The sequence below is a fragment of the Pseudomonas abyssi genome (assembly GCF_002307495.1).
In the GTDB taxonomy this organism is placed as follows: Bacteria; Pseudomonadota; Gammaproteobacteria; order Pseudomonadales; family Pseudomonadaceae; genus Halopseudomonas; species Halopseudomonas abyssi.
The window spans coordinates 18,606-40,740 of record NZ_NTMR01000014.1 but is presented as its reverse complement, the minus strand read 5'-3'; the positions used below and the strand labels follow the sequence as shown (position 1 = coordinate 40,740).

Here is a 22,135-nt window from a genome sequence, read left to right as displayed (position 1 = left end):
CATGCGCTCCGATTGGCTCGCACAGTATCTGGTTCAGCAGGCAGATACGCTCAATCATGCCTATCGCCTGGCGCGTCAGGGCGATCAGGCCGAGTTTGCCCGCAGTTTCAGCGGCTTTGTGCTGGATGCGCTCGACCCGCTGCTGCTGGCTCTGGAACCTTGGCCGACAGCCAACAAGGCCGCGCTGGCCGAGACAGCCTACCAGGCAGGCCTGACGCTGGTGCGCCGCGGCTGGCTGGCCGCAGAGCAACGCGCCTTGACGGTCGACCTGTTTACCACGGTCCTGCCCCGCTGGCTCGCGCCGTATCCGGCCGACGCTCCCAGGCTGCTGGTGCAACTGCTCAATACCCTTTCTCACCTGCCATCAGCAGCGCAGCGCGGCACACTGCTGGAGCACTGGCAACGCTGCAACCCTGCGCCGGATGCCACGCCGGACCATCTGCTGATACTTGGCTGGACGGCAGGCCTCCCGGAGTTTCGCAGCGCCGCCGTGACTGCACTCGGCCGTCAGCCCGCGCTGGCCGAACACCTGCACTTGGGCAAGCCTGAGCAGCTTGCCCACCCCTGGTGGCAAGGTGTCGCTGCCGGCTGGCAGACAGCGCCGCTAGAGCTGGGCGCATCAACCTGGTTGGGAGGCGAGTTTGCGACGCTGCCGGTATTGCTGGTCGCAACAGATCAGACGCTGATTCAGGCTGGTAATGACTGCTGGCAGCTACACGCCGACGCCTGGGGGCACAAATTACTTGCCCATACGCCGGAGCACGCCGCCCCTGTCCCAATCCAGGACTTGCAGCAATTGCCGCCCGGCCTGAGCGACAACTGGCGCAGTTTCGACTTGGCGCGCCAGTGCCTTGAGCGCCCGTACGATTGGGTCGTCAGCTTCCACAACAGTTTCCGCATCCTGATCATCCCCAAAGTCGGGGGCCAGCCATGAGCGCAGATCCACAGTTGGAGCATTGGCAGGCCCAATGGCAACGTGCCCTGCAGCTATGGAGCGATCATCTGCAGCTGCAGGAGCCGCTGTGGCTGTTTGACGTGCAGGCCGCCAACCAGGCCGGGCTGACCAACAGCTTTGCCGCCATTCGCCTGACCTCACAGCGCGTGATGGTGAACCTGCAGGAGATCAGCCAGCGCGGGCTGGACGACTATGCGCTTGAGGTGCTCGCCCACGAAATCGGTCACCACGTCTATGCGCCCGCCAACATGACCCAGCATCTGCAACTGCTGGCGGTCATTCGCCAAGCGCTGCCGGGCAGCGAGCAACTGGCTCCCTTGATCGCCAACCTCTATACCGACCTGCTGATCAATCAGCACCTGCAGCGCCATACTCCCTGCCAGATGGATGCGGTCTACCAGCGACTCAAGCCAACCACCGCCACGGCGCTGTGGCAGCTGTACATGCGCATCTATGAGCGTCTCTGGCAGCTACCGCCAGAGACCCTGACCTCTGCCCCGCTCGGTAGCTCGGAGGAAGGCGACGCCTGGCTGGGCAGCCGCATCATCAAGGTCTACGGCAAAGACTGGCTGACCGGCGCCAGCCGCTTCGCCACCCTGCTGCTGCGTTATCTGCAAGATGACGAACAAGCAGCCAACAACGCATTCGGCGTGCTGGCCGATACCGCCGACGCCGGCAACGGCCACACGGGTACGGGCGTGCCCGCGCTGCCGGCCATCGACGTACTACACCCCAGTCTCGACCCGGAGCTGAGCGAACAGACGCCGGGCACAGCTGACGCGGACGACGATTGCAGTGCAGCTAGCGCCACGCGCTCAGCTGGCCAGGCGCTTGAGCCGCAGGAGTACTACGAGGTCCTGCGCGCCGCCGGCGTCGACATCTCCCGCCACGATGCCACGGTCAACTACTACCGCGACGCCGTGCGCCCCTACCTGCTGCCATTCCCTGCCCGGTCGACAGCCGCGCCCAGCGAACCTGAACGCGAAGGCACAACCCTGTGGGAGCCGGGCGATGACCCGGGCGAGATCGACTGGTTTGCAACCCTGCTGGCTGGCGGCAACCCCATTCCCGGTATCACTACACACAAGGCGGTATTCAGCCTCGACGGCACCGAGCAACCTCGCCAGCAGGTCTGCGATCTGGACCTCTACGTGGACAGCTCCGGCTCCATGCCCAATCCGCAGTATCAATTGTCCTATCCGGCGCTCGCCGGCGTGTTGCTGTGCATGTCGGCGCTGCGAGCCGGAGCGCAGGTACAGGTCACGCTCTGGAGCGGTGCGCGCCAGTGCCTGACCACCGACGGCTTCATTCGCGATGAAACCAGTGCGCTGCGCGTACTGACCGGCTTCTTTGGCGGCAGTACCAGCTTCCCGTTAAAACTGCTGCGCGATACCTACGCACAGCCGCGCCGCACGCCAACTCAGGTGGTCGTGCTGTCCGATGACGGCGTCAGTTCAATGTTCTCTGATGACGAGGAAGGCACACCGGGCGCCGAGATCAGCGCACGTACCCTGCGACACTGCGGCGGCGCAGGTCATTGGGTACTGGATTTGCCGATGGAGCTGGACAGCCAGACCGGGCACCCCTGGCTGCAGGGCGCCTATGAGAAGATGCGCGTGGGCAGAGATCAGGGCTGGCAGGTACATCGCGTCAGCGGGCTGGAGCCGATGCTCACCTTCGCCCGCCGCTTTTCGCGGCAGTACTACCAAGCCGATGACGCCACCGCCCAGCGAGCGACCCGCCCATGAGCCACCTGCAATCCGGACCGTCCATGCTCCACCTGCATCAGCGCCTGCTGGCCTATCCCGGCGGCCCGGTGCCGATCGGTCAGGATTTAATCGCACTGCTGCATGACCTGATCGCGCGGTTGGCACCGGCTGTCACGGCGCCAACCCTGCTGCCGATTTACGACCTGCCCCAATGGGAAGAGCCGGAAGAGAGGGAGCGACCGGACACATTACTGCTGATGATCTGGCTGCTGGCGGATGACCCTTTCTGCGGCCTGACGCTGTATTCCGATGAAGTCGTCGCTCTGCTCGCATCCAGCAACGCGCTGATGGACAGCGCTCACCCGAATCTGAACGATGAAGACCAGCGCGAGGAGCTGATCCGCCTGACGCTCAGCGGCCTGCGCCTCAAGCCGCAGAACGAAACCGACCAGCAAGCGCAGGATCGCTTGCTGATGGTCAGCTCCAGCGAACGGGTTCGGGTCATCGCGGCGTCCAGAGCCGCCGAAGAACGTGCCGAATCCATTCGCAAGGCGCTGGCAGAAAAGCGTGCCCGCGAAGCCGCCGACAAGTACACCCGCGAATGACTGCAAACGCTGCGGAACTCGCCCCCTGGCTCGATACCCGGCGCCTGCCCGAGCTAAGCCCACGCGCCGCACAGCGGCTGCAACGCTGTCTGCAGCACCCGGATGCGCCCAGGCTGAGCGGCCGTAGCGGCCATCATCTGGACGCAGCGGCGCTGTGCCAACTGCAGAGCGACAAACAGCTGCTGCAATGCCCGGACTCCCAGTGGCTGACCGCCTTTCTCGACCACTGCCGGCGGCGGGTACCGCGCTATCGTAGCTATCCCTGGCACCTCGGCTTTGACGCCCTGCCCTGTACTTCCCGGCAAGACCTGAGCAGCGACGTGGCGGCCTTTGTACCGACAGACATTGATCCGCAGCAGTTGATCGTCTTCGAGACCAGCGGCACCACCGGCCACCCCCTGCGCGTGCCGTCACTGCCGCTGGTTGCCGCGCGCTATCACTGCTTCCATGAGCGCATCGTCGGCTGGCACGGCATCGATCTGCAAACCCTGCCGGGCGATACCGGCGTCATGCTGGTTGGTGATCAGCAGCGTTGTTTTACCTATGCCTCGGTACTGCCCTACTGGGATGACAAGGTACTGCTCAAGCTCAATATGAATCCCGCTGACTGGCCCAGCGCCGCCGCGCGTAGGCGCTATCTGGACACGGTCAAACCGCTGCTGATGACCGGCGATCCGCGCAGCCTGAGCACACTGCTGACCGTCGAGTTCGCGCACCAGCCTTCCGCCATCCTCTCGACCTCCATGACCCTGCTGGACGGCCTCAAGGCACGCTTGCGCGAGCGCTTTGCCTGCCCGGTCATCAACCTCTATTCAATGAACGAAGCGGGTCCGATTGCCGCCTGCGACGGCAGCGGCAACGGCCTGCGTCTGGTGCAAAGCACGCTCAAGGTCGAGCTGCTCGACCGTCAAGGCCGCGCAGTACCCGCAGGTGCGCGCGGGGAAATCACCATCACCGGGGGCTTCAACCCCTGCATGCCGCTGCTGCGCTACCGCACCGGCGACTACGCCTGCCTGTACCAAAGCCCTGACGGGCACCAGTACCTGCAGCAACTCGACGGTCGCCCGCCGGTACGCTTTTACGCGGCAGGGCGCTGGCTCAACAACGTCGACATCACCCATCTGATGCAGCCGTTTGAACTGGCTCAGTATCAGCTGCACCAACAAGCCGACGGCAATCTGGTGCTGCGTCTGCAGGGGAATACCGATGAGCAGGCGCTGCGCCGTGCCATCGCCGGCACCTTTGGTCACGGTTGCCAGGTAAGCATCGAGCCCTTCCCGCTCGGCATCGACAAACTCATTCAATACACCAGCGACTATCCCGGAGCCCACGACGGATGAGCAGTCTCACCCTGCTGGAATACAGCGCCAACGCCTTCTTTCTGATCAGCGTCTTCCTTGCCGCCCGCAATCATCGTCACACCTGGACACTCGGCATCATCGGCTGCGTGCTGTTTGCCGTTTTGTTCTTTCAGGTCCAGCTGTACGCCGACGCCACGCTGATGCTGTTCTTTATCGGCACCAGCATCATTGGTTGGCAACAATGGCAACGCGGCGCCAGCGCCGAGGCGATCAGCCGCAGCTCCTGGTCGCAACTCGCGCTCTACCTGTTGATCGCGGTAGCGACGCTACTGGGTTACGGGGCGCTGCTGCACCTGCATACCGATGCCTACGCGCCCTTTGTCGACTCCGCGGTGCTGACTTTCAGCGTGACCGCCCAGCTACTGCTGATGAAGCGACGCATCGAAACCTGGTGGTTCTGGCTGATCGTCAACAGCATCGCCGTACCGCTGTACGCCTCCCGCGAGCTGATGCTGACCTCGTTGGTGTATGTCGGCTTCTGGATCAACGCCTGCTATGGCCTTTGGCGCTGGCACCGAGAACTGAACAGACCATGTCAAAGCACTACCGAACCGGCCTAGTCGTCGGCAAGTTTTCGCCGCTGCACAGCGGCCACCGCTACCTGATCGATACCGCGACCGCGGCGTGCGAGCAGGTCCTCATCCTGAGCTACTCTCGGCCGGAGTTTGCCGGCTGCACCAGCGCCCTGCGCCAGCAATGGCTCAATGACGGCTGGCCGCAGCATCAGTGTGTGGTGGTCGATGCCGCGCAAGCCTGCCGGCTTGGGCTGGCGATGCCTGACAACAACGCCAGCGATCTGCAGCAGCGACAATTCTGTGCCGAGCTGATTGATCGCACGCTTGGTCAGCCCATCGACGCCGTGTTCAGCAGCGAAGACTACGGGCAGGGGTTCGCCGACCATCTCGCCCAGCACTGGCAACGACCGGTGGTCTCAGTGCTGGTCGACCGCGACCGTATTCGCCACCCCATCAGTGGTACCGCCTTGCGGGCGGCGCCCAGCGCCGACTGGCAAACCGCTGATGTCTTGGCCGCACAGCGTTGTCGGCGTATCGCCCTGATCGGCGCAGAATCCACCGGCAAGACCAGCCTGGGCCAGTGGCTGGCAGAGCAGCGCGGCTGGCCCTGGGTTGCCGAATTCGGCCGCCAGCACTGGGAAGATTGCGGAGGCGTGCTCAGCTCTGGCGATCTGCTGACCATCGCCCGCACCCAAGTCGACCTGGAAAACGAAGCCGTTGCCCTCGCTATAAGAGAGGGACACAGTGCGGTGATCTGCGATACCACCCCGCTGACCACGCTGATCTACCATCAGCTGATGTTCCCTGAGCCTCCTCCGCCAGAGCTTATCGCCCTGGCCGAGCGCCCCTATCATCAGCTCTGGCTGTGTGCAGCTGACTTCCCTCTGGTGCAGGACGGCACCCGCAGCCCTGAGGCATTTCGCCAAGAGCAACAGGCGCTGTACGAGTCTGAACTAACCAACAGGCAACTCTGTGCATTGACATTACACGGCTCGCTTGAGCAGAGACGGGCGCACCTACTGCGTAACGTCCCCGCCGCCTGACGGCGCCCAACCTCAATAGCAGGTCACAAAACGCCGATCTAGTGCCCCCGAAGCTTGAAAATCGGGTACTCTTCAGGCTAGCTTGATTCAAAACCGAGACAGTTCCCGAGCACATTGACCGGTATCAACACCCCTTGCGCCGGTACTTTCTAGAATGGATTTTCTAGCAGCGATCATCCGTGATTTGCCCGCACACAGGAAAAGGAATCATCGTGCAGAAACCTCCCCGCAAACTTGTCCGTGGCCTCATAGTCGTCGCCATCGTCGCAGCCCTTGCCATTATCGCCTGGCTTGAGCTCAAACCCTCTGGTTATGGTGAAGGGTTCGTTAGCGGCAATGGCCGCATCGAAGCAACCGAGATCAACGTCGCCACCAAGCTGGGCGGTCGTGTCACCCGTATTCTGGTGGACGAAGGCGACTTTGTGGATACCGGCGACGTCCTCGCCGAGATGGATACCACTACGCTGCAAGCGCAGCTGCAGCAGGCCCAAGCCCAGTCCAGGCAGGCCGAGAACGCCATTCAAACCGCGCAGGCTCTGGTCAGCCAGCGTGAGAGCGAACACGCGACCGCCGAAGCATTGCTGCTGCAACGCCAAGCTGAATCCAATGCGGCGCAAAAACGCTATGACCGCATCAAGGTACTGGTTCAGCGTAATGCGATGTCGCGCCAGCAACTCGACGACGCAGAAGCGGCGCTACAAAGTGCACAAGCCGCTGTCGCGTCTGCACGGGCCCAGATTTTGTCTGCCGAGGCCGGTATCGCCGCTGCTCGCTCACAGGTGATCGGTGCCGAATCAGCGCTGGACGCCGCACGCGCCGCAGCGGACCGCATCGCCGCCGACATCACCGACAGCACCCTGAGCGCGGACCGTCACGCCCGCGTGCAATTTCGCACAGTAGAGCCAGGCGAAGTACTGGGCGCCGGTGGGCGCGTGCTCAACCTGGTCGATCTGACTGATGTCTACATGACCTTCTTTCTGCCCGAACGGTTGGCCGGGCGCGTTGCCATGGGCTCCGATGCCCGCATCATCATCGATGCCGCGCCCGAATACGTCATCCCCGCCACTATCAGCTATGTCGCCAGCGTGGCTCAATTCACGCCCAAGTCGGTCGAGACCGAACAGGAGCGCGAAAAGATGATGTTCCGCATCCGCGCGCGCATCGACCCTGCCCTGCTGGAGGAGCACATCGAGCAGGTCAAGACCGGCCTGCCCGGCGTCGCCTGGCTGAAGCTGGACGCCGACGCCGACTGGCCGGCGGACCTTGAAGTCAACGTCGGACACTGAGCATGGACGCGCACGATCCGGTCGCCAGACTGGACGGTATCAGCCTGCAATACGGCAAGGTAACCGCCCTTGACGCCCTGACACTGACGTTACCGGCCGGCTGCATGGTTGGCCTGATCGGCCCCGATGGCGTTGGCAAATCCAGCCTGCTGTCACTGGTAGCCGGCGCGCGTCGCCTGCAGCAGGGACAACTTCAGGTACTGGGCGGCGATATGCGCAGCGCCGGCCACCGCCGTCGAGTCTGCCCACGCATTGCCTTCATGCCACAGGGGCTAGGCAAAAACCTCTACCCCACTCTGAGCGTCGCGGAGAACCTGGAGTTCTTCGGCCGTCTGTTCAACCAGGACAGGCAGGAACGCCAGACGAGGATCAGTGACCTGCTCGCCAGTACCGGCATGAGCCGTTTCATTGATCGTCCGGCAGGCAAGCTGTCGGGCGGTATGAAGCAAAAGCTCGGGCTGTGCTGCGCATTGATTCATGACCCGGACCTGTTGATCCTGGATGAACCCACCACCGGCGTCGACCCGCTGTCACGCAGCCAGTTCTGGGATCTGATTCGGCGCATTCGCGCCAGCCGACCACAGATGAGCGTGCTGATTGCCAGCGCTTACATGGACGAAGCCCAGAACTTTGACTGGCTCATCGCCATGGACGCCGGCAAGGTACTGGCGACCGGCACGCCGCAGCAGATCCTTGAGCGAACCGAGTCCAGCAGCCTTGAGCAGGCCTTTGTTGCACTGCTGCCGGAGGAAAAGCGCAGTCAGCATCAGCAACTGGTCATCCCGCCGCGTGGCGAGCACAGTGGCATAGCCATTGAAGCCCACGACCTGACCCGCCGCTTTGGCGACTTCGTAGCGGTGGACAGGGTGAACTTCCGCATCGAACGCGGCGAGATCTTTGGCTTCCTCGGCTCCAACGGGTGTGGCAAGTCGACCACCATGAAGATGCTCACTGGGCTGCTGCCGTTCAGCGAAGGCGAAGCCTCGGTGCTCGGCAAGCCGGTCGACCCGAACGACATGGGCGTGCGCATGCGTGTGGGCTACATGTCCCAGGCCTTCTCGCTGTACAGTGAACTGACGGTGCGCCAGAACCTGGCGCTGCATGCAAAGCTGTACCACCTGCCCGCAGACCAAGGCCCACAGCGCATTATTGAACTGCTGGATCAATTCAACCTGCATGAGGTTGCCGACAGCCTGCCTATGGCGTTGCCGCTGGGCGTGCGCCAACGGCTGTCGCTGGCGGTTGCGGTCATCCACAAGCCAGAAATCCTCATCCTCGACGAGCCCACCTCCGGCGTCGACCCGGTCGCCCGCGACATGTTCTGGGCGCTGCTGGTCAAACTCTCGCGCGAAGACGGCGTGACCATCTTCATCTCCACCCACTTCATGAATGAAGCTGAACGCTGCGACCGCATGTCACTGATGCACGCAGGCAAGGTACTCGTCAGCGGCGCACCGCAAGCGCTGCGTCAGCAGCGCGGCAAGGCCACGCTGGAAGAAGCGTTCATCGACTGGCTGCGCGAAGCCAGTGGCCCGGATGACAACGCGTCCGAGGAGGTCGCCCCCACAGCGCCCACCACGTCGGCAAGTGCGCCGGCCAAGGTGCCACGCTTCAGCCTGCGCCGGCTGCTGAGCTACACCCGACGCGAAACCATGGAGCTGCGCCGTGACCCGGTGCGCGGTTTGCTCGCGCTGGTCGGCACGGTGTTTCTGATGCTGATCATGGGGTACGGCATCAACATGGATGTCGAGAACCTGACCTTTGCAGTGCTGGATCGCGACCAGACAACCTACAGCCAGAACTATGCGCTGGAACTGTCTGGCTCGCGCTACTTCATCGAAAAGCCGCCTCTGTACAGCCATGCGGAACTGGATCAGCGCATGCGCGCCGGTGACATCAGCCTCGCCCTGGAAATCCCGCCGGGATTCGGCCGCGATCTGCTGCGCGGCGACGCTCCCCAGGTGGCCTATTGGGTCGATGGCGCCATGCCGATGCGCGCAGATACCCTGCGCGGCTATGCCCAGGGCATACACCTCAACTACCTGCTGACCCTGGCCGCTCATCAGCCAACCACCTATACGACCAGCCTGGTGAATGTGGAAACCCGCTACCGCTACAACCCCGACGTGAAAAGCCTGCCGGCCATGGTGCCGGCCGTGATTCCGATTCTGCTGATGATGATCCCGGCCATGCTCACAGCGCTGGCTGTGGTCCGGGAAAAGGAGCTGGGTTCCATCACCAACTTCTACGTTACGCCGGTCAGCAAGCTCGAGTTTCTGCTCGGCAAGCAGTTGCCGTATGTCGCGCTGGGTTTCGTCAACCTGCTTGCGCTGCTGCTCTTGGCGGTGTTTGTCTTTGCCGTGCCGATCAAGGGCAGTTTGCCCACTCTGCTGCTGGGCGGGCTGCTCTATCTGATCTGCGCGACCGGTCTCGGACTGCTGGTGTCGTCGCTGCTGAAAAGCCAGATTGCGGCGATTTTCGGCACGGCTATCGCCACGCTGATTCCGACGATCCAGTTTTCCGGCATGCTTCATCCGGTTTCTGCCATGGAGGGAGCTGGCGCGTTCATAGGCCAGCTCTACCCCACCACCCACTTCCTGATCATTACCCGCGGAGTATTCTCCAAGGCGCTCGACTTTGCTGAGCTGCAAGGCTACTTCCTGCCGCTGCTGTTAGCCGTTCCGGTGCTCACACTGGCCAGTGTGCTTGGCCTGAGCAAGCAGGAGAAATGACATGACACGCGCACTCGGCAATATTCTCCAGCTCGGTATCAAGGAGCTGCGTAGCCTGGCCCGTGACCCGGCGCTGGTTGTGCTGATCATCTATGCCTTCAGTCTGAGCATCTACTCCTCCGCCACCGCGATGCCGGAAACACCGCATCGCGCGACCATTGCCGTGGTCGACGAGGATCGCTCACAGGTCTCGGCCAGGCTGATCGATGCCTTCCAGCTCCCGTATTTTCTGCCGCCCACACGCATCGACCACCGACAAATGGACCGGGGCATGGATAGCGGGCTATACACCTTTACGCTGAATATCCCGCCAGATTTTCAGCGTGACCTGCTGGCCGGAAACCAACCCGGCATTCAACTGAACGTCGATGCCACTCAGGTGAGTCAGGCCTTCAGTGGTGCAGGCTATATACAGCAGATCATTCAGAGCGAAACAGCCGCGTTTGCGCAGGGCTACCAAGGCAGCGCAACCCAGCCCGTCGAGGCGGTAGTACGCATTGCCTACAACCCCAACCTGGACGCCAGCTGGTTCGGCGCCATTACCGAGGTGATCAACCAGATCACCTTGCTGTCGATTATCCTGACTGGCGCAGCACTGATTCGCGAGCGCGAGCACGGCACCATCGAGCACCTGTTGGTTATGCCGGTGACGCCGCTGGAGATCATGCTCGCCAAGGTCTGGGCCATGGGTCTGGTGGTGCTGGTCGCGTCAGGATTTGCCTTGCGTTTTATCGTCGAAGGCTGGCTGCAGGTGCCCATTCAGGGATCGATGGCGCTGTTCCTGGCGGGCACCGCATTGCACCTGTTTGCCACCACCTCAATGGGGATATTTCTGGGCACCGTGGCCCGCTCAATGCCTCAGCTGGGGCTATTGATCATGCTCGTGCTGATCCCCCTGCAGATTCTCTCCGGTGCGGTAACGCCGCGCGAGAGCATGCCGGTGCCAGTGCAACTGATCATGTCACTGGCGCCGACCACTCACTTTGTTGAACTGGCGCAGAGCGTGCTGCTGCGCGGTGCGGGGCTTGGTATCGTGTGGCCAAAACTGCTGGCCTTGATAGCCATCGGTGCGGTGTTCTTTTACGCGGCGCTGCGCCGACTGCGCAGCACCCTGCAGTAACGGCGACCGATCGGGCCGCCGCTGCGGTCAATCAGGCAACTGAGTCGCCGGCTCGCCACTCTCAGCCTCACGGGCGATTTTGGCAGCCTCCGGCGATAGTTCCAGATAGATCACCGTCCAGTCCGCCACCGGCTCCAGCTTCTGCGCAGGCGAGAACACGCGAACGCGCCGCTCCGGCGTCAGCGCCAGCATCGGCACGCGGTTCTTGCCCGCCTCCTGCTGCCACTGCTCAAAACCAAAGCCCTCGGTCAGGGTGGTGGCCTTGAAGCGCGCGCCCTGGCTGATCAGACTCGACAGCTTGCTGAAGGTCATTCCCTCCGCGCCCATCAACAAGCCCTCGTGCGCACTGGAAATCTGCAGGCGCTCGTTTGCTCCGCTACGCTCGTTGCGCACGCTGAAGATACGGTGCGCCGGAAAGTCACGCTGAAAGTGCTTGTTGAGCAAGGCGTTGCGTTCACGCTCAGGCGTCAGGGTCACCAGCGTGCCGAGGCCGGCTAGGTCCAGATTGTCGTCGAAATGCGTCGACAAGGGGTTGCCGCGCAGGGTGCGCAAGCCTTTCATCCGCGCCTGGCGGATCGAGTCCCAGTGGGTATCGACGATCAGCAGCGGCACCTCCAGCTTCTGCAGCACTTCGGCCAGCGAGCGCGCGACCGCATTGGCACCAATCAGCAGCACCCCGCGTCGCTCCGGCTCGGTCACGCCCAGCAGCTGCGCCATGCGCCGCGCCGTCGCGCTTTGAAACACCACGGTGCCAATGATCACCGCAAAGGTCAGTGCGCTGACCAGGGCTGCGTCCTCGTAGCCGGCCTGTTCCAGACGCAGGGCGAACAGCGCCGAGACCGCAGCGGCGACAATACCGCGCGGCCCAATCCAGGCCACCAGCGCACGCTCATTCCAGGTCAGCTCGCTCCCGATACTACTGATCCACACCGCCAGCGGCCGGGCGACAAACTGGATAACCGCCAGCAGCGCCAACGCAGGCCAGCCGAGTGCCAGCAAGGCGCCCAGGTCTACCCGCGCCGCCAGCAAAATAAACAGCCCGGAAATCAGCAATACCGAGAGGTGCTCCTTGAACACCAGAATTTCCTCGATATCCACGCCCTTGGCGTTCGCCAGCCAGATGCCCATGACGGTCACGGTCAGCAGACCGGACTCGTGCACCAGCTCGTTGGACACGGTAAAGGCAACCAGCACCAGCGCCAGCGAGGCCAGCACCTCGAGGTATTCCGGAATCCAGTGCCGGCGCAGCGCCGTCGCCATCAACGCACCACCTGCCACACCGGCAATGGCACCAACCGCGATCACCTCGACAAAGATCCATAGCCCCGCGCTAAAGCCATTGCCGCCGGCGCTCTGGGCCACGATCCATTCATAGACCAGGACTGCCAGCAAGGCGCCGATCGGATCGATCAGAATGCCCTCCCAGCGCAGCACCTTGGAGATCCGCTGGGTCGCCCGCAGGGTACGCAGCATGGGCACCACCACGGTCGGACCGGTTACCACCACCAAGGCACCAAAGAGCGCCGACAGCGCCAGGTCCAGCTCTATGAGCCAGTGACAGGCTGCAGTAATCACGCCCCAGGTCACCAGCGCACCGACCGTCACCAGCCGGCGCACCACGCTGCCGGTTTCCTTGAGCTGTTCAAACTTGAGCGTCAGGCTGCCCTCAAACAGGATCAGCGCTACGCACACCGACACCAGCGGGAACAGCAGATCGCCCAAAAACGCATCCGGCTGCAGCAGGCCAAATACCGGCCCGAGCAGAATACCGGCCAGCAACAAAAACAGAATCGCCGGCAGGCGCAGGCGCCAGGCTGTCAGCTGGCAAACCAGGCTGACCAGGGCGACCCCGGACAGGGTCAGCGCCGGGGTAATCATCTGGTGCATCTCGCTCAATGTCATCTCCCTGTAAGCGAAGGAATAGCAGACGCGTTAGCGCGTCTGGCGGCGGTGGGGCAAGGTCAGATCCGGGCCCATGCCAAGCGGCACGATACGCGTCGGATTGATAGTGTCGTGACTGTAATAGTAGTGCTGCTTTATGTGCTGAAAGTTCACGGTATCGGCTACACCCGGCCACTGATACAACTCGCGCAGATAACCAAGCAGGCAAGGGTAGTCTTCCAGGCGCTTGAGGTTGCACTTGAAGTGGCCGTGGTAAACCGGGTCGAAGCGCACCAGCGTGGTAAACAGGCGCCAATCGGCCAGGGTTACCTGCTCGCCCAGCAGATACCGGCGCTGCGTGAGCAGCTCTTCAAGCCAGTCAAGGGCCTCGAACAGGCTACGGCAGGCATGCTCATAGACGGCCTGCTCGGTGGCAAAGCCCGCCTTGTAAACGCCGTTGTTTACATCGTCATAGACCCGCTGGTTGATCTCTGCCATCGCCTCACGCAGATGGTCCGGGGCAAAGTCGCTGGTGTTCCCGGTCAGACGGTCAAAGGCGCTGTTGAACAGCTCGATAATCTCTGCCGACTCGTTATTGACGATGGTCTGCTCCTGGGTATCCCAAAGCACCGGCACGGTAACCCTGCCGGTGTAGTCGGCACGTGCATGGGTATAAAGCTGGTGCATGTGCTGATAGCCATAAAGCGGTTCGGACTCGGCAAAGGTCCAGCCCTGCTCCAGCATGTGTGGATGCACCACAGTTACTGCAATATGCGGCGTCAAGCCCTTGAGCTCGCGCAAAATCAACGTGCGGTGCGCCCACGGGCACGCCAGCGATACATACAGGTGGTAGCGACCGCTTTCCGGCGCAAAGCGACCGCCCGCCTCAATCCGGTCGCGAAAACCGGCATCTTCACGTTTGAAAGCACCGCCGGTGCTCTTGGTGTCATACCACTGGTCAACCCAGCGTCCTTCTACAAGACGACCCATCTGGCTGTTTCCTGTTGTCTGGCCCAAGTTTTGGCTAGAAATACGCTGCCATAAGCCGTCTAGACTGACATTTTGCCCGGATATTGCAACGCTCAGACAAAAGGCTGCGGTAATTTGCCACTAAAGCCCGTATAATGCGCGCCCATCTTATCCCCCAAGGTTTACTCCCTCTATGTCCGACACCTCTCCGGCGGCTCCGCAGTTTGCCGATCTTGGCCTGCCCGCCCCCCTTCTTGAGGCGCTCAACAGCCTCGGCTATGAAACACCGTCCCCGATTCAGGCCGAGGCTATCCCGACCCTGCTGTCCGGCAAGGACCTGCTGGGTCTGGCACAGACCGGTACCGGCAAGACCGCAGCCTTTGCGCTGCCGGTCTTGGCCGGCATGGATATCAGCCTGCGTGCTACCCAGGCTCTGATCCTCACCCCGACTCGCGAACTGGCCCTGCAGGTTGCCGAAGCCTTCCAGCGCTACGCCCAGAACATGCGCGGCTTTTCCGTGCTGGCCTTGTACGGCGGCTCGGCCTTTGCTCCCCAGTTCAAAGCGCTGGAGCGCGGCGCCCAGGTTGTTGTGGCAACCCCGGGCCGTCTGACCGACCACCTGCGTCGCGGCAGCCTGAAGCTGCAGGACCTGCGCTTCCTGGTCCTGGACGAAGCCGACGAAATGCTCAAGATGGGCTTTGCCGACGACCTTGAAGCGGTCTTTGAAGAAGTGCCGGAGCAGACCCAGAAGGCGCTGTTCTCCGCCACCATGCCGCCCGGCGTGCGCAACGTTGCGCGCAACCACATGAAAGAGCCGGCCGAGATCCGCCTGCACAGTGGTTCGAGCAGCAGCCTGGAGACCATCACCCAAAAGGTCTGGGAAGTCTCCAACCACCACAAGCTGGATGCCATGACGCGCCTGCTCGAAGTCGAGCCGGTCGAGGCCATGATCGTTTTCGTGCGCACCAAAACCGCCAGCCTGGAGCTGTCCGAGCGTCTGGAAGCCCGCGGCTTTGCCGCCGCTGCGCTGAACGGCGACCTCAGCCAGCAACTGCGTGAGCAGGTAGTTGACCGCCTCAAACGCGGCCTGCTGGACATTGTGGTTGCGACTGACGTTGCCGCCCGTGGTCTGGACGTGGAACGCATTACCCACGTACTCAACTACGACCTGCCGCACGACAGCGAAAGCTACGTACACCGCATCGGCCGTACCGGCCGCGCCGGCCGCCAGGGCACCGCGATTTTGTTCGCCACCCCGCGCGAGCGCCGTCTGCTGCACGTACTGGAGCGCGCGACCGGTCAGAAGATCGAGCCGCAAGCCCTGCCCACCGCCGACGCCGTACGCAGTGGCCGTCTGAACAAGCTGGCTGGCCGCCTGAACGATGCCCGCGACCAGTCCACTGCCCTGCATCAGCAACTGGTCAGCGACCTGCAGGAACTCACCAGCCTGGACGCCACCGAACTGGCCGCCGCGCTGCTGAGCATTCTGCCCAGCGCCAAGACACTGCTGGAGCCGGTCTCCGACCTGCCCGCCCAAGCGCCACGCAAAGATCGCCAGTTTGACCGTGACAGCGGCCTAACCCGCTACAAGGTGCAGGGTGGTCGCAAGAGCGGCCTGATGCCCAAGCCGCTGGTCGATGTACTGGTCAAGGTTGGCGGCATTCAGCGTCAGCAGATCGGTCACATCAAGCTGTTCAACGAGCACACCGGCGTGTTCCTGCCGCAACTCGACCAGCAGGCACTCAACCGCCTGGCTGGCGCCGAGATCAATGGTATTGCACTGCAGATCAAGGCCTGGCCGCTGCCCGAGGGTGAACTGCCACCGCGTGATCACGCCCCGCGCAAGCCGCGCCGTGACTTTGCCAAGGGCAAGGGCAAGCCGCCGCGCAAGGCCTGATCACGGAGTCGGCGGCAGATGGAATGGATTGATATCGGCGTCAACCTGACCGACAAGGCCTTTGCCCAGGACCGCGAAGCGGTGCTGGAGCGGGCCTGGCAGGCCAATGTCAGCCAGATGCTGCTGACCATGACCTCCCTTGAGCAGGCCGACAGCCTGCTCGCCCTGTGCGCCGAACAGCCGCAACGGCTGTTCACCACTGCCGGCGTACACCCTCACGAAGCTCGCCACTGGACTGCGGACAGCAGCCGGCAACTCACTGCCCTGTGTGCAGAGCCTGCGGTGCGCGCGGTGGGCGAATGCGGGCTGGACTTCAACCGCGACTTTTCCCCACGACCGGCGCAGATCCGGGCACTGGAGGAGCAACTGGCGGTCGCCGTTGACACTCAGCTGCCGGTCTTTCTGCACGAACGCGAGGCCAGCGACACCCTGCTCGCCGTACTGCGCGACTATCGCGACCAACTCAGCGGCGCAGTGGTGCACTGTTTCACTGCCGAGCGCGACGCGCTTTACGCCTACCTAGACCTGGATCTGCACATCGGCATAACCGGCTGGATCTGCGACGAGCGCCGCGGCACTCACCTGCATTCGCTGGTGCGTGACATACCCCCCAACCGCCTGCTGCTGGAAACCGACGCCCCCTGGCTGCTGCCACGCACCCTGTCGCCCAAGCCCAAGAATCGTCGCAATGAACCGGCCTTTATTGCCGAGGTTGCCAGCATGGTTGCCCAGTGCCGCAACGAATCGCTGCAGACCCTGAGTGACAGCAGCTGCCGGGCCGCACGCGCCCTGTTCGAGCTGCCATAAGAAAACACCGCGTTCTTAGGCTATATTGGCTGGGTCTTCGCACGGATGCAGTCAAAGGACAGCCATGCCCAACACACCCGGTATACCGCAGTACAGGCCCATCCTCGCCCTGGTTCTGGGCGTCATCGCCGTTCTTTTGCTTGGCTTGCTGCTGAGCCTGTTTCACTACGAGCAACTCAGCAAGGTGATGCGCAACGACGGCTCCAAACTGTTCGAGCGCGTCGTGCAACAGGTTGGCCGAGAACTGGACAACGTTTATCGCCCGCCGATGCAGGCACTCAACCTGCTCAGCCTGAGCCCGCTGATTCAGACCGACAGCCTGGCCGAACGGCTAAACTATTTCCCCCTTCTGGCCCAGGTACTGCGCGATAACCCCCAGCTCAACTCGGTCTACATCGGCTGGCAAGACGGCGACTACCTGATGCTGCGCCCGCTGATCAACTCAGGCAGCCAGCAGCGCTTTGCCGCACCCGAGCGCGCCGTCTGGATGGCCTGGCACATCGGCAACGATGACGGCCTCCGGCACAATAGCTATCTCTTCCTCAATGCCGACCTGAAGGTAATCGAGGCGCGCATGGCTACCGACGAGGGCTTCGATCCGCGCCAGCGGCCCTGGTACGCCGCCGCCAACCGGGCAGACCAACAACTGGTCACCACACCCTACGTGTTCTTTTCTACCCGGGAATTTGGCACTACCCTGGCACGCGGAGCCAGCGACCGCGCGGTACTGGGCGCAGACCTCACCCTTGAGCGGCTCTCGCGCACCCTCAACCAGCAACGCGTGACCCCTTCCTCGGAGCTGATCCTCTATACCGGTGATGGTGTCGTCATTGCCTACCACGATCCGCAGCGGCTGCAGCACACAGTCCAGGGCAGCAATACCCTGGAGCCGCGCCGCTTTCAGGAACTGGGCAGCACCCTGCTGGCGACCATCGCCCAGGAGGGCTATCAGTTGCAGCGCCAGACCATCCGTGAATTGGAGGGCCAGCGCTGGATCATTCAGCAGCAGCGCATCGGCATACCCGGCTCACCCGATAGTTATCTGGCCGTGCTGGTGCCCGAAGCCGAACTGCTGAGTGACGCCTATCGACTGCGCCGCCAGGGCTTCTGGCTGTCGATGGCTGCGTGCCTGAGCCTGCTGGGCGTCACCTGGCTGTTCTCCTGGCGCTTGCGACGTGACCGCTAATCCGAGAGTTTACTTTAAGCTCTCGACCCAACCCTCTATTTAAGTGATGATGCGTAAAAATAAGGACTGACAGGAAAGCGGTTCTACCTCCAGCCAACTTGCTCAGGGAGCTGCCCCACCATGCCCAATGCCGTTGCACGCGCCCTTCTGTGCCTGATGCCCATGCTGGCCGTGTCTGCTGTCACTACCCCATTGCACGCCGCCGACAGCGGCACCCTGCCCGCCCGCGTAGAAAGCGCCCTGCAGTCCGCCAAAATCCCATCTGACGCCGTCGCCCTGGCAGTCATTCCGCTGGAAGGCCAGGGCATGGCCCAGTTCATTAACGCCGATACCCCGGTCAACCCCGCCTCTACCATGAAGCTGGTAACCACCTACGCGGCGCTGGAAATTCTCGGCCCTACCCATCAATGGCGCAGCGATCTGTTTGTTGACGGCCCGGTGGTCAATGGCACCCTGCAGGGTGACCTGATCTTCCGCAGCGGCGGCGACCCCAAGCTGACGCTGGAGCGCATGTGGCTGATGCTGCGCGATCTTAAGGCCGCCGGCATTCGCGATATTACCGGCGACCTGGTGCTGCAACCGGCGGACCTGCGTCTGCCTAACGATATCCCGCCGTTTATCGACGACAGTGGCAACCAGAACCGTCCGTTTCTGGTTGAGCCCGACCCGCTGCTGACCAACCTCAAGGTGCTGGTAGTCAGCAGCTACGGCGAACAAAACGGTATTCGCGTGAACGTTGAACCGGCATTGCCAGAGGTCAAGGTGGTCAATCAACTGACCCTGCTGCCAGCCACCAGCAACTGCCCGCGCCCCAACGTAGCCTATGACATTCAGGATGAGGGCTATCAGGCCACCATTACCCTGACCGGCAACCTGCATGAGAACTGCATTGCCCAACGCTATCTGACCGCACTGACCGCCACCACCTACACCGCCAGCACCCTGCGCACGCTGTGGCAGGAGATGGGCGGCACTATCCAGGGCGGCACCCAGATTGGCCGCGCTCCGGCCAGCTCTCGGCTGGTGGCGCAAAGCTGGTCGCCTGATCTGGTTGATGTGGTACGCGACATCAACAAGTGGAGCAACAACACCATGGCCCGGCAGCTGTTTCTGACCATCGGCCGTGAAAACCGCATTGCCACCGACCGCGACGACCACAAGGCCGCCGTGCGCGTAATCAACGAATGGCTGCGCGGCAAAGGTATCCAGGCCAACGCGCTGGTGATGGAGAACGGTTCAGGGCTGTCACGCATGGAGCGCCTGACTGCGCGTGACATGGCACAACTGCTGGCCCAGGCCTGGCAGAGCCCGTATCGTGCAGAGTTCATTGCTTCCATGCCGCTGGCGGCCATGGACGGCACCATGCGCCGGCGCCTGCGCAATACCCCGGTGGCAGGTCAGGCACATATCAAGACAGGTTCACTGCGTAACGTGAAGGCCATCGCCGGCATCACCCGCGACGCCAACGGCCAGAGTTGGGCGGTGACCGCGATCGTCAACCACGTCAGTGCCGGGGCCAGCGGCCAGGCGCTGGATCTGGTTTTACAGGACGTCTACCGGCGCGTACCAACGGATATCGCGACCGCGCAGTAAGCCAAAAAACGCCCCATTCAGGGGCGTTTTTAATTCCTCGTCGCGCCGAGCAAATCAATCAGCGGTTACTGATCTGCCAGGTGCGGTGGATACGGCTGTTGCGCTGGAAATCACGATCCAGCGTCTGCGCCGAGATGTCCTCTACCAGATAGCGCGCCTCCACCGCCGGGTCCATGCGGAAACGCCGGAAGTTATTGGAGAAGTACAGCACGCCACCCGGCGCCAGCAGCTTCATCGCCAATTCGAGCAGGCGCGGGTGATCACGCTGCACATCGAACACCCCTTCGAGCTTTTTCGAGTTGGAGAAGGTCGGCGGGTCAATAAAGATCAGATCGAACTGCTGCCCGCGCGCCGACTCCAGCCACGCCATCACATCCGCACGCTCCAGCCGATGTAGGTCAGACAGGCCGTTCAACGACAGGTTACGACGCGCCCAGTCCAGGTAGGTGTTGGACAGGTCAACACTGGTGGTTGAGCGCGCCCCGGCAGCGGCGGCATGTACCGTCGCCGTGGCGGTGTAGCAAAACAGATTGAGAAAACGCTTACCCTTGGCTTCGGCCGCGATACGCAGACGCATCGGGCGATGATCCAGAAACAGGCCGGTGTCCAGGTAATCGGTCAGATTGACCAGCAGCCGCACCTGCCCCTCGCGCACCTCGAAAAACTCGCCTTGCTGGGCCATACGCTGATACTGCTGTTTGCCCGATTGCCGCTGACGTTGCTTCAGGGCGATATGCTCGGGCGCCACACCCAGTACCTGCGGCAGCGCGGCCATTACGTCCTGCAGGCGGGCCTCGGCCTTGTCTTCGCTGATCGATGACGGTGGCGCGTACTCCTGCACGTGCACCCGATCACCGTACAGATCCACGGCTACAGCAAACTCCGGCATATCCGCGTCATACACGCGGTAGCACTCGATGCCCTGCTGACGCGCCCATTTACCCAGGGTTTTCAGGTTCTTTTTCAGGCGATTGGCAAACATCTGCGCCGACTCGCTGAGACGTGCCGTTTCTACCGGCGTCTGCCCGCCCGCCGACGGCTCTGCAGCCTTGGTGACAAAACGCTCGCTTTCCAGGTTCATCAGCAACAGTTTGCACGGCAAGGCACCGTTAAACAGGTTGTACTGTTTGTGACTGCGAATGCCCATACGCTTGCCGAGTTCGGCATTGCCGGTAAAGATCGCCGCCTGCCAGCCCTGGCACTGCTGACGCAGTACCTCGCCCAGCTTTTGATAGAGATAAACCAGACTGGCCGTCGTCCCCAGGCGCTCGCCATAGGGCGGATTACAGACCACCAGGCCCTGCTGTCCGCGGTCAGGGTTGGGTGCAAAGGTCGCCAGTTCCCCCTGATAGACCTTTACCCACTCGCCAACACCTGCGCGCTGGATGTTGTTGCGCACCGGTTGCAACAGCCGCGGGTCAGCCTCATAGCCGCGAATCCACAGCGGAGGCCGCGCCAGGCCGCGCTCGGCGCGCTCACGCGCCTCGGTCAGCACCTTCTGCCACAGCACCGGCACGTGCTGCTGCCAACGGCTGAAGCCCCAGTACTCACGCTGCAGGTTGGGCGCCACATCGGCGGCCATCAGGGCAGCTTCGACCAAAAAGGTACCCGAGCCGCACATCGGATCGGTGAGTGCCCCGCCCGCCTCGGCCAGCGCCGGCCAGCCAGCGCGGATCAGAATCGCCGCGGCCAGGTTCTCCTTCAGCGGCGCTGCGCCCTGCTGCAAGCGATAACCCCGCTGGTGCAGACTGGCGCCGGACAGGTCGAGCGCCAGCTGCACCTCGCCACGATGGCAATGCACATTGATGCGCAAATCCGGGCGTACCTTGTCGACGCCGGGACGACTGCCATCGGGGCGACGCAATTGGTCCACCACAGCGTCCTTGACCTTGAGTGCGCCAAAGTGGGTATTGTCGACGCCGGCCAGGCTACCGGTGAAATCGATGGCCAGGGTGCCATCCACGGCCAGGTGGTCACGCCAGTCGATCATCTGCACGCCGGCGTATAGGTCCTCGGCGGTGCCCGCGAGAAAACGCTTGAGCACCAGCAGCACACGATTACCCAGACGCGACCAGAGGCACAGCCGATAGCCCAGCTCGATGTCCCCCTGGACCGACACGCCGGCGACGGTTTCCTTGGCGGACTCGGCGCCCAAAGCGAGCACTTCGTCACGCAACAGCCCCTCAACGCCTTTTGGACAGGTAACAAAAAATTCAAGGATCTCGCGCATGTCGTTGATTTCCGGATAACGATGACGTTTATATTTCAGTGGCAGCTAACCAATGCCTAAAGGTATGCCAAATCGGTCTTTGAAGTGCTCGCCTGCGATAGGGTACAACAGGGTATGACGTTAGCGGTGAGACAGTATTCGGAGCCGGGCCAGACAACCCTTTTTCCCGGTCTCCATGCAGCGTAGCCGATCCATGGCTGCGCATCCGATAGCGGAGCGACTCTGATCGTTCCGACCCTGTCATAG

Annotated in this window: 16 protein-coding genes; 13 read left to right on the top strand and 3 right to left on the bottom strand. The window is 62.6% G+C overall.

Annotated elements, in window-relative coordinates:
- The first annotated feature begins 1 nt into the window (after position 1).
- From CNQ84_RS12040 to CNQ84_RS12000, 9 genes are all read left to right on the top strand, one after another.
- Positions 2 to 934 (top strand): hypothetical protein, encoded by a 933-nt coding sequence (locus CNQ84_RS12040; protein WP_096005115.1) that lies wholly within the window; start codon positions 2 to 4, stop codon positions 932 to 934.
- The gene (locus tag CNQ84_RS12035; protein ID WP_096005114.1) at positions 931 to 2,703 is read left to right on the top strand and encodes a hypothetical protein; all 1,773 of its coding nucleotides are present in this window, start codon (positions 931 to 933) and stop codon (positions 2,701 to 2,703) included. The genes CNQ84_RS12040 and CNQ84_RS12035 overlap by 4 nt, the downstream gene beginning before the upstream one ends.
- A 23-nt stretch (positions 2,704 to 2,726) precedes the next feature.
- Positions 2,727 to 3,269, top strand: a complete 543-nt coding sequence (locus tag CNQ84_RS12030) for a hypothetical protein (RefSeq protein WP_096005113.1) — start codon at positions 2,727 to 2,729, stop codon at positions 3,267 to 3,269.
- Positions 3,266 to 4,609 (top strand): phenylacetate--CoA ligase family protein, encoded by a 1,344-nt coding sequence (locus tag CNQ84_RS12025; protein ID WP_096005112.1) that lies wholly within the window; start codon positions 3,266 to 3,268, stop codon positions 4,607 to 4,609. Before CNQ84_RS12030 ends, CNQ84_RS12025 begins: the two co-directional genes overlap by 4 nt.
- Positions 4,606 to 5,190 (top strand): nicotinamide riboside transporter PnuC, encoded by a 585-nt coding sequence (gene pnuC / locus CNQ84_RS12020; RefSeq protein ID WP_096005111.1) that lies wholly within the window; start codon positions 4,606 to 4,608, stop codon positions 5,188 to 5,190. Before CNQ84_RS12025 ends, pnuC begins: the two co-directional genes overlap by 4 nt.
- Complete coding sequence (locus CNQ84_RS12015) at positions 5,163 to 6,188, top strand: AAA family ATPase (RefSeq protein WP_096005110.1); 1,026 nt, start codon at positions 5,163 to 5,165, stop codon at positions 6,186 to 6,188. Before pnuC ends, CNQ84_RS12015 begins: the two co-directional genes overlap by 28 nt.
- 209 nt (positions 6,189 to 6,397) lie before the next feature.
- A complete protein-coding gene (locus CNQ84_RS12010; RefSeq protein ID WP_425439967.1) occupies positions 6,398 to 7,474 on the top strand; it encodes an HlyD family secretion protein in 1,077 nt (358 codons plus the stop codon).
- Positions 7,475 to 7,476: 2 nt separating this feature from the next.
- Complete coding sequence (gene rbbA / locus CNQ84_RS12005; RefSeq protein WP_096005108.1) at positions 7,477 to 10,206, top strand: ribosome-associated ATPase/putative transporter RbbA; 2,730 nt, start codon at positions 7,477 to 7,479, stop codon at positions 10,204 to 10,206.
- A 1-nt stretch (position 10,207) separates the two neighbouring features.
- Positions 10,208 to 11,326 (top strand): ABC transporter permease, encoded by a 1,119-nt coding sequence (locus CNQ84_RS12000; protein ID WP_096005107.1) that lies wholly within the window; start codon positions 10,208 to 10,210, stop codon positions 11,324 to 11,326.
- A gap of 27 nt (positions 11,327 to 11,353) precedes the next feature.
- Here CNQ84_RS12000 and CNQ84_RS11995 read toward each other — a convergent pair whose 3' ends face one another.
- Both CNQ84_RS11995 and CNQ84_RS11990 read right to left on the bottom strand, forming a co-directional pair.
- Positions 11,354 to 13,213: a cation:proton antiporter gene (locus CNQ84_RS11995; protein ID WP_245841367.1), complete on the bottom strand. Its 1,860-nt coding sequence runs from the start codon at positions 13,211 to 13,213 to the stop codon at positions 11,354 to 11,356.
- Positions 13,214 to 13,258: 45 nt separating this feature from the next.
- Positions 13,259 to 14,197, bottom strand: a complete 939-nt coding sequence (locus CNQ84_RS11990) for a glutathione S-transferase family protein (RefSeq protein WP_096005106.1) — start codon at positions 14,195 to 14,197, stop codon at positions 13,259 to 13,261.
- A gap of 172 nt (positions 14,198 to 14,369) precedes the next feature.
- Here CNQ84_RS11990 and CNQ84_RS11985 point away from each other — a divergent pair, with 172 nt between their 5' ends.
- From CNQ84_RS11985 to dacB, 4 genes are all read left to right on the top strand, one after another.
- Positions 14,370 to 16,073 (top strand): DEAD/DEAH box helicase, encoded by a 1,704-nt coding sequence (locus CNQ84_RS11985; protein ID WP_096005105.1) that lies wholly within the window; start codon positions 14,370 to 14,372, stop codon positions 16,071 to 16,073.
- Positions 16,074 to 16,091: 18 nt separating this feature from the next.
- Complete coding sequence (locus CNQ84_RS11980; protein WP_096005104.1) at positions 16,092 to 16,880, top strand: TatD family hydrolase; 789 nt, start codon at positions 16,092 to 16,094, stop codon at positions 16,878 to 16,880.
- 64 nt (positions 16,881 to 16,944) lie between these two features.
- The gene (locus tag CNQ84_RS11975) at positions 16,945 to 18,066 is read left to right on the top strand and encodes a PDC sensor domain-containing protein (protein WP_096005103.1); all 1,122 of its coding nucleotides are present in this window, start codon (positions 16,945 to 16,947) and stop codon (positions 18,064 to 18,066) included.
- Between the two features lie 120 nt (positions 18,067 to 18,186).
- Entirely contained in the window at positions 18,187 to 19,659 is a 1,473-nt protein-coding gene (dacB, locus tag CNQ84_RS11970) for a D-alanyl-D-alanine carboxypeptidase/D-alanyl-D-alanine endopeptidase (protein ID WP_245841362.1), read from the top strand.
- 58 nt (positions 19,660 to 19,717) lie between these two features.
- On the opposite strand, the gene rlmKL is transcribed toward dacB, so the two are convergent.
- Positions 19,718 to 21,889 (bottom strand): bifunctional 23S rRNA (guanine(2069)-N(7))-methyltransferase RlmK/23S rRNA (guanine(2445)-N(2))-methyltransferase RlmL, encoded by a 2,172-nt coding sequence (rlmKL, locus tag CNQ84_RS11965; RefSeq protein WP_096005102.1) that lies wholly within the window; start codon positions 21,887 to 21,889, stop codon positions 19,718 to 19,720.
- Between the last annotated feature and the right edge of the window lie 246 nt (positions 21,890 to 22,135).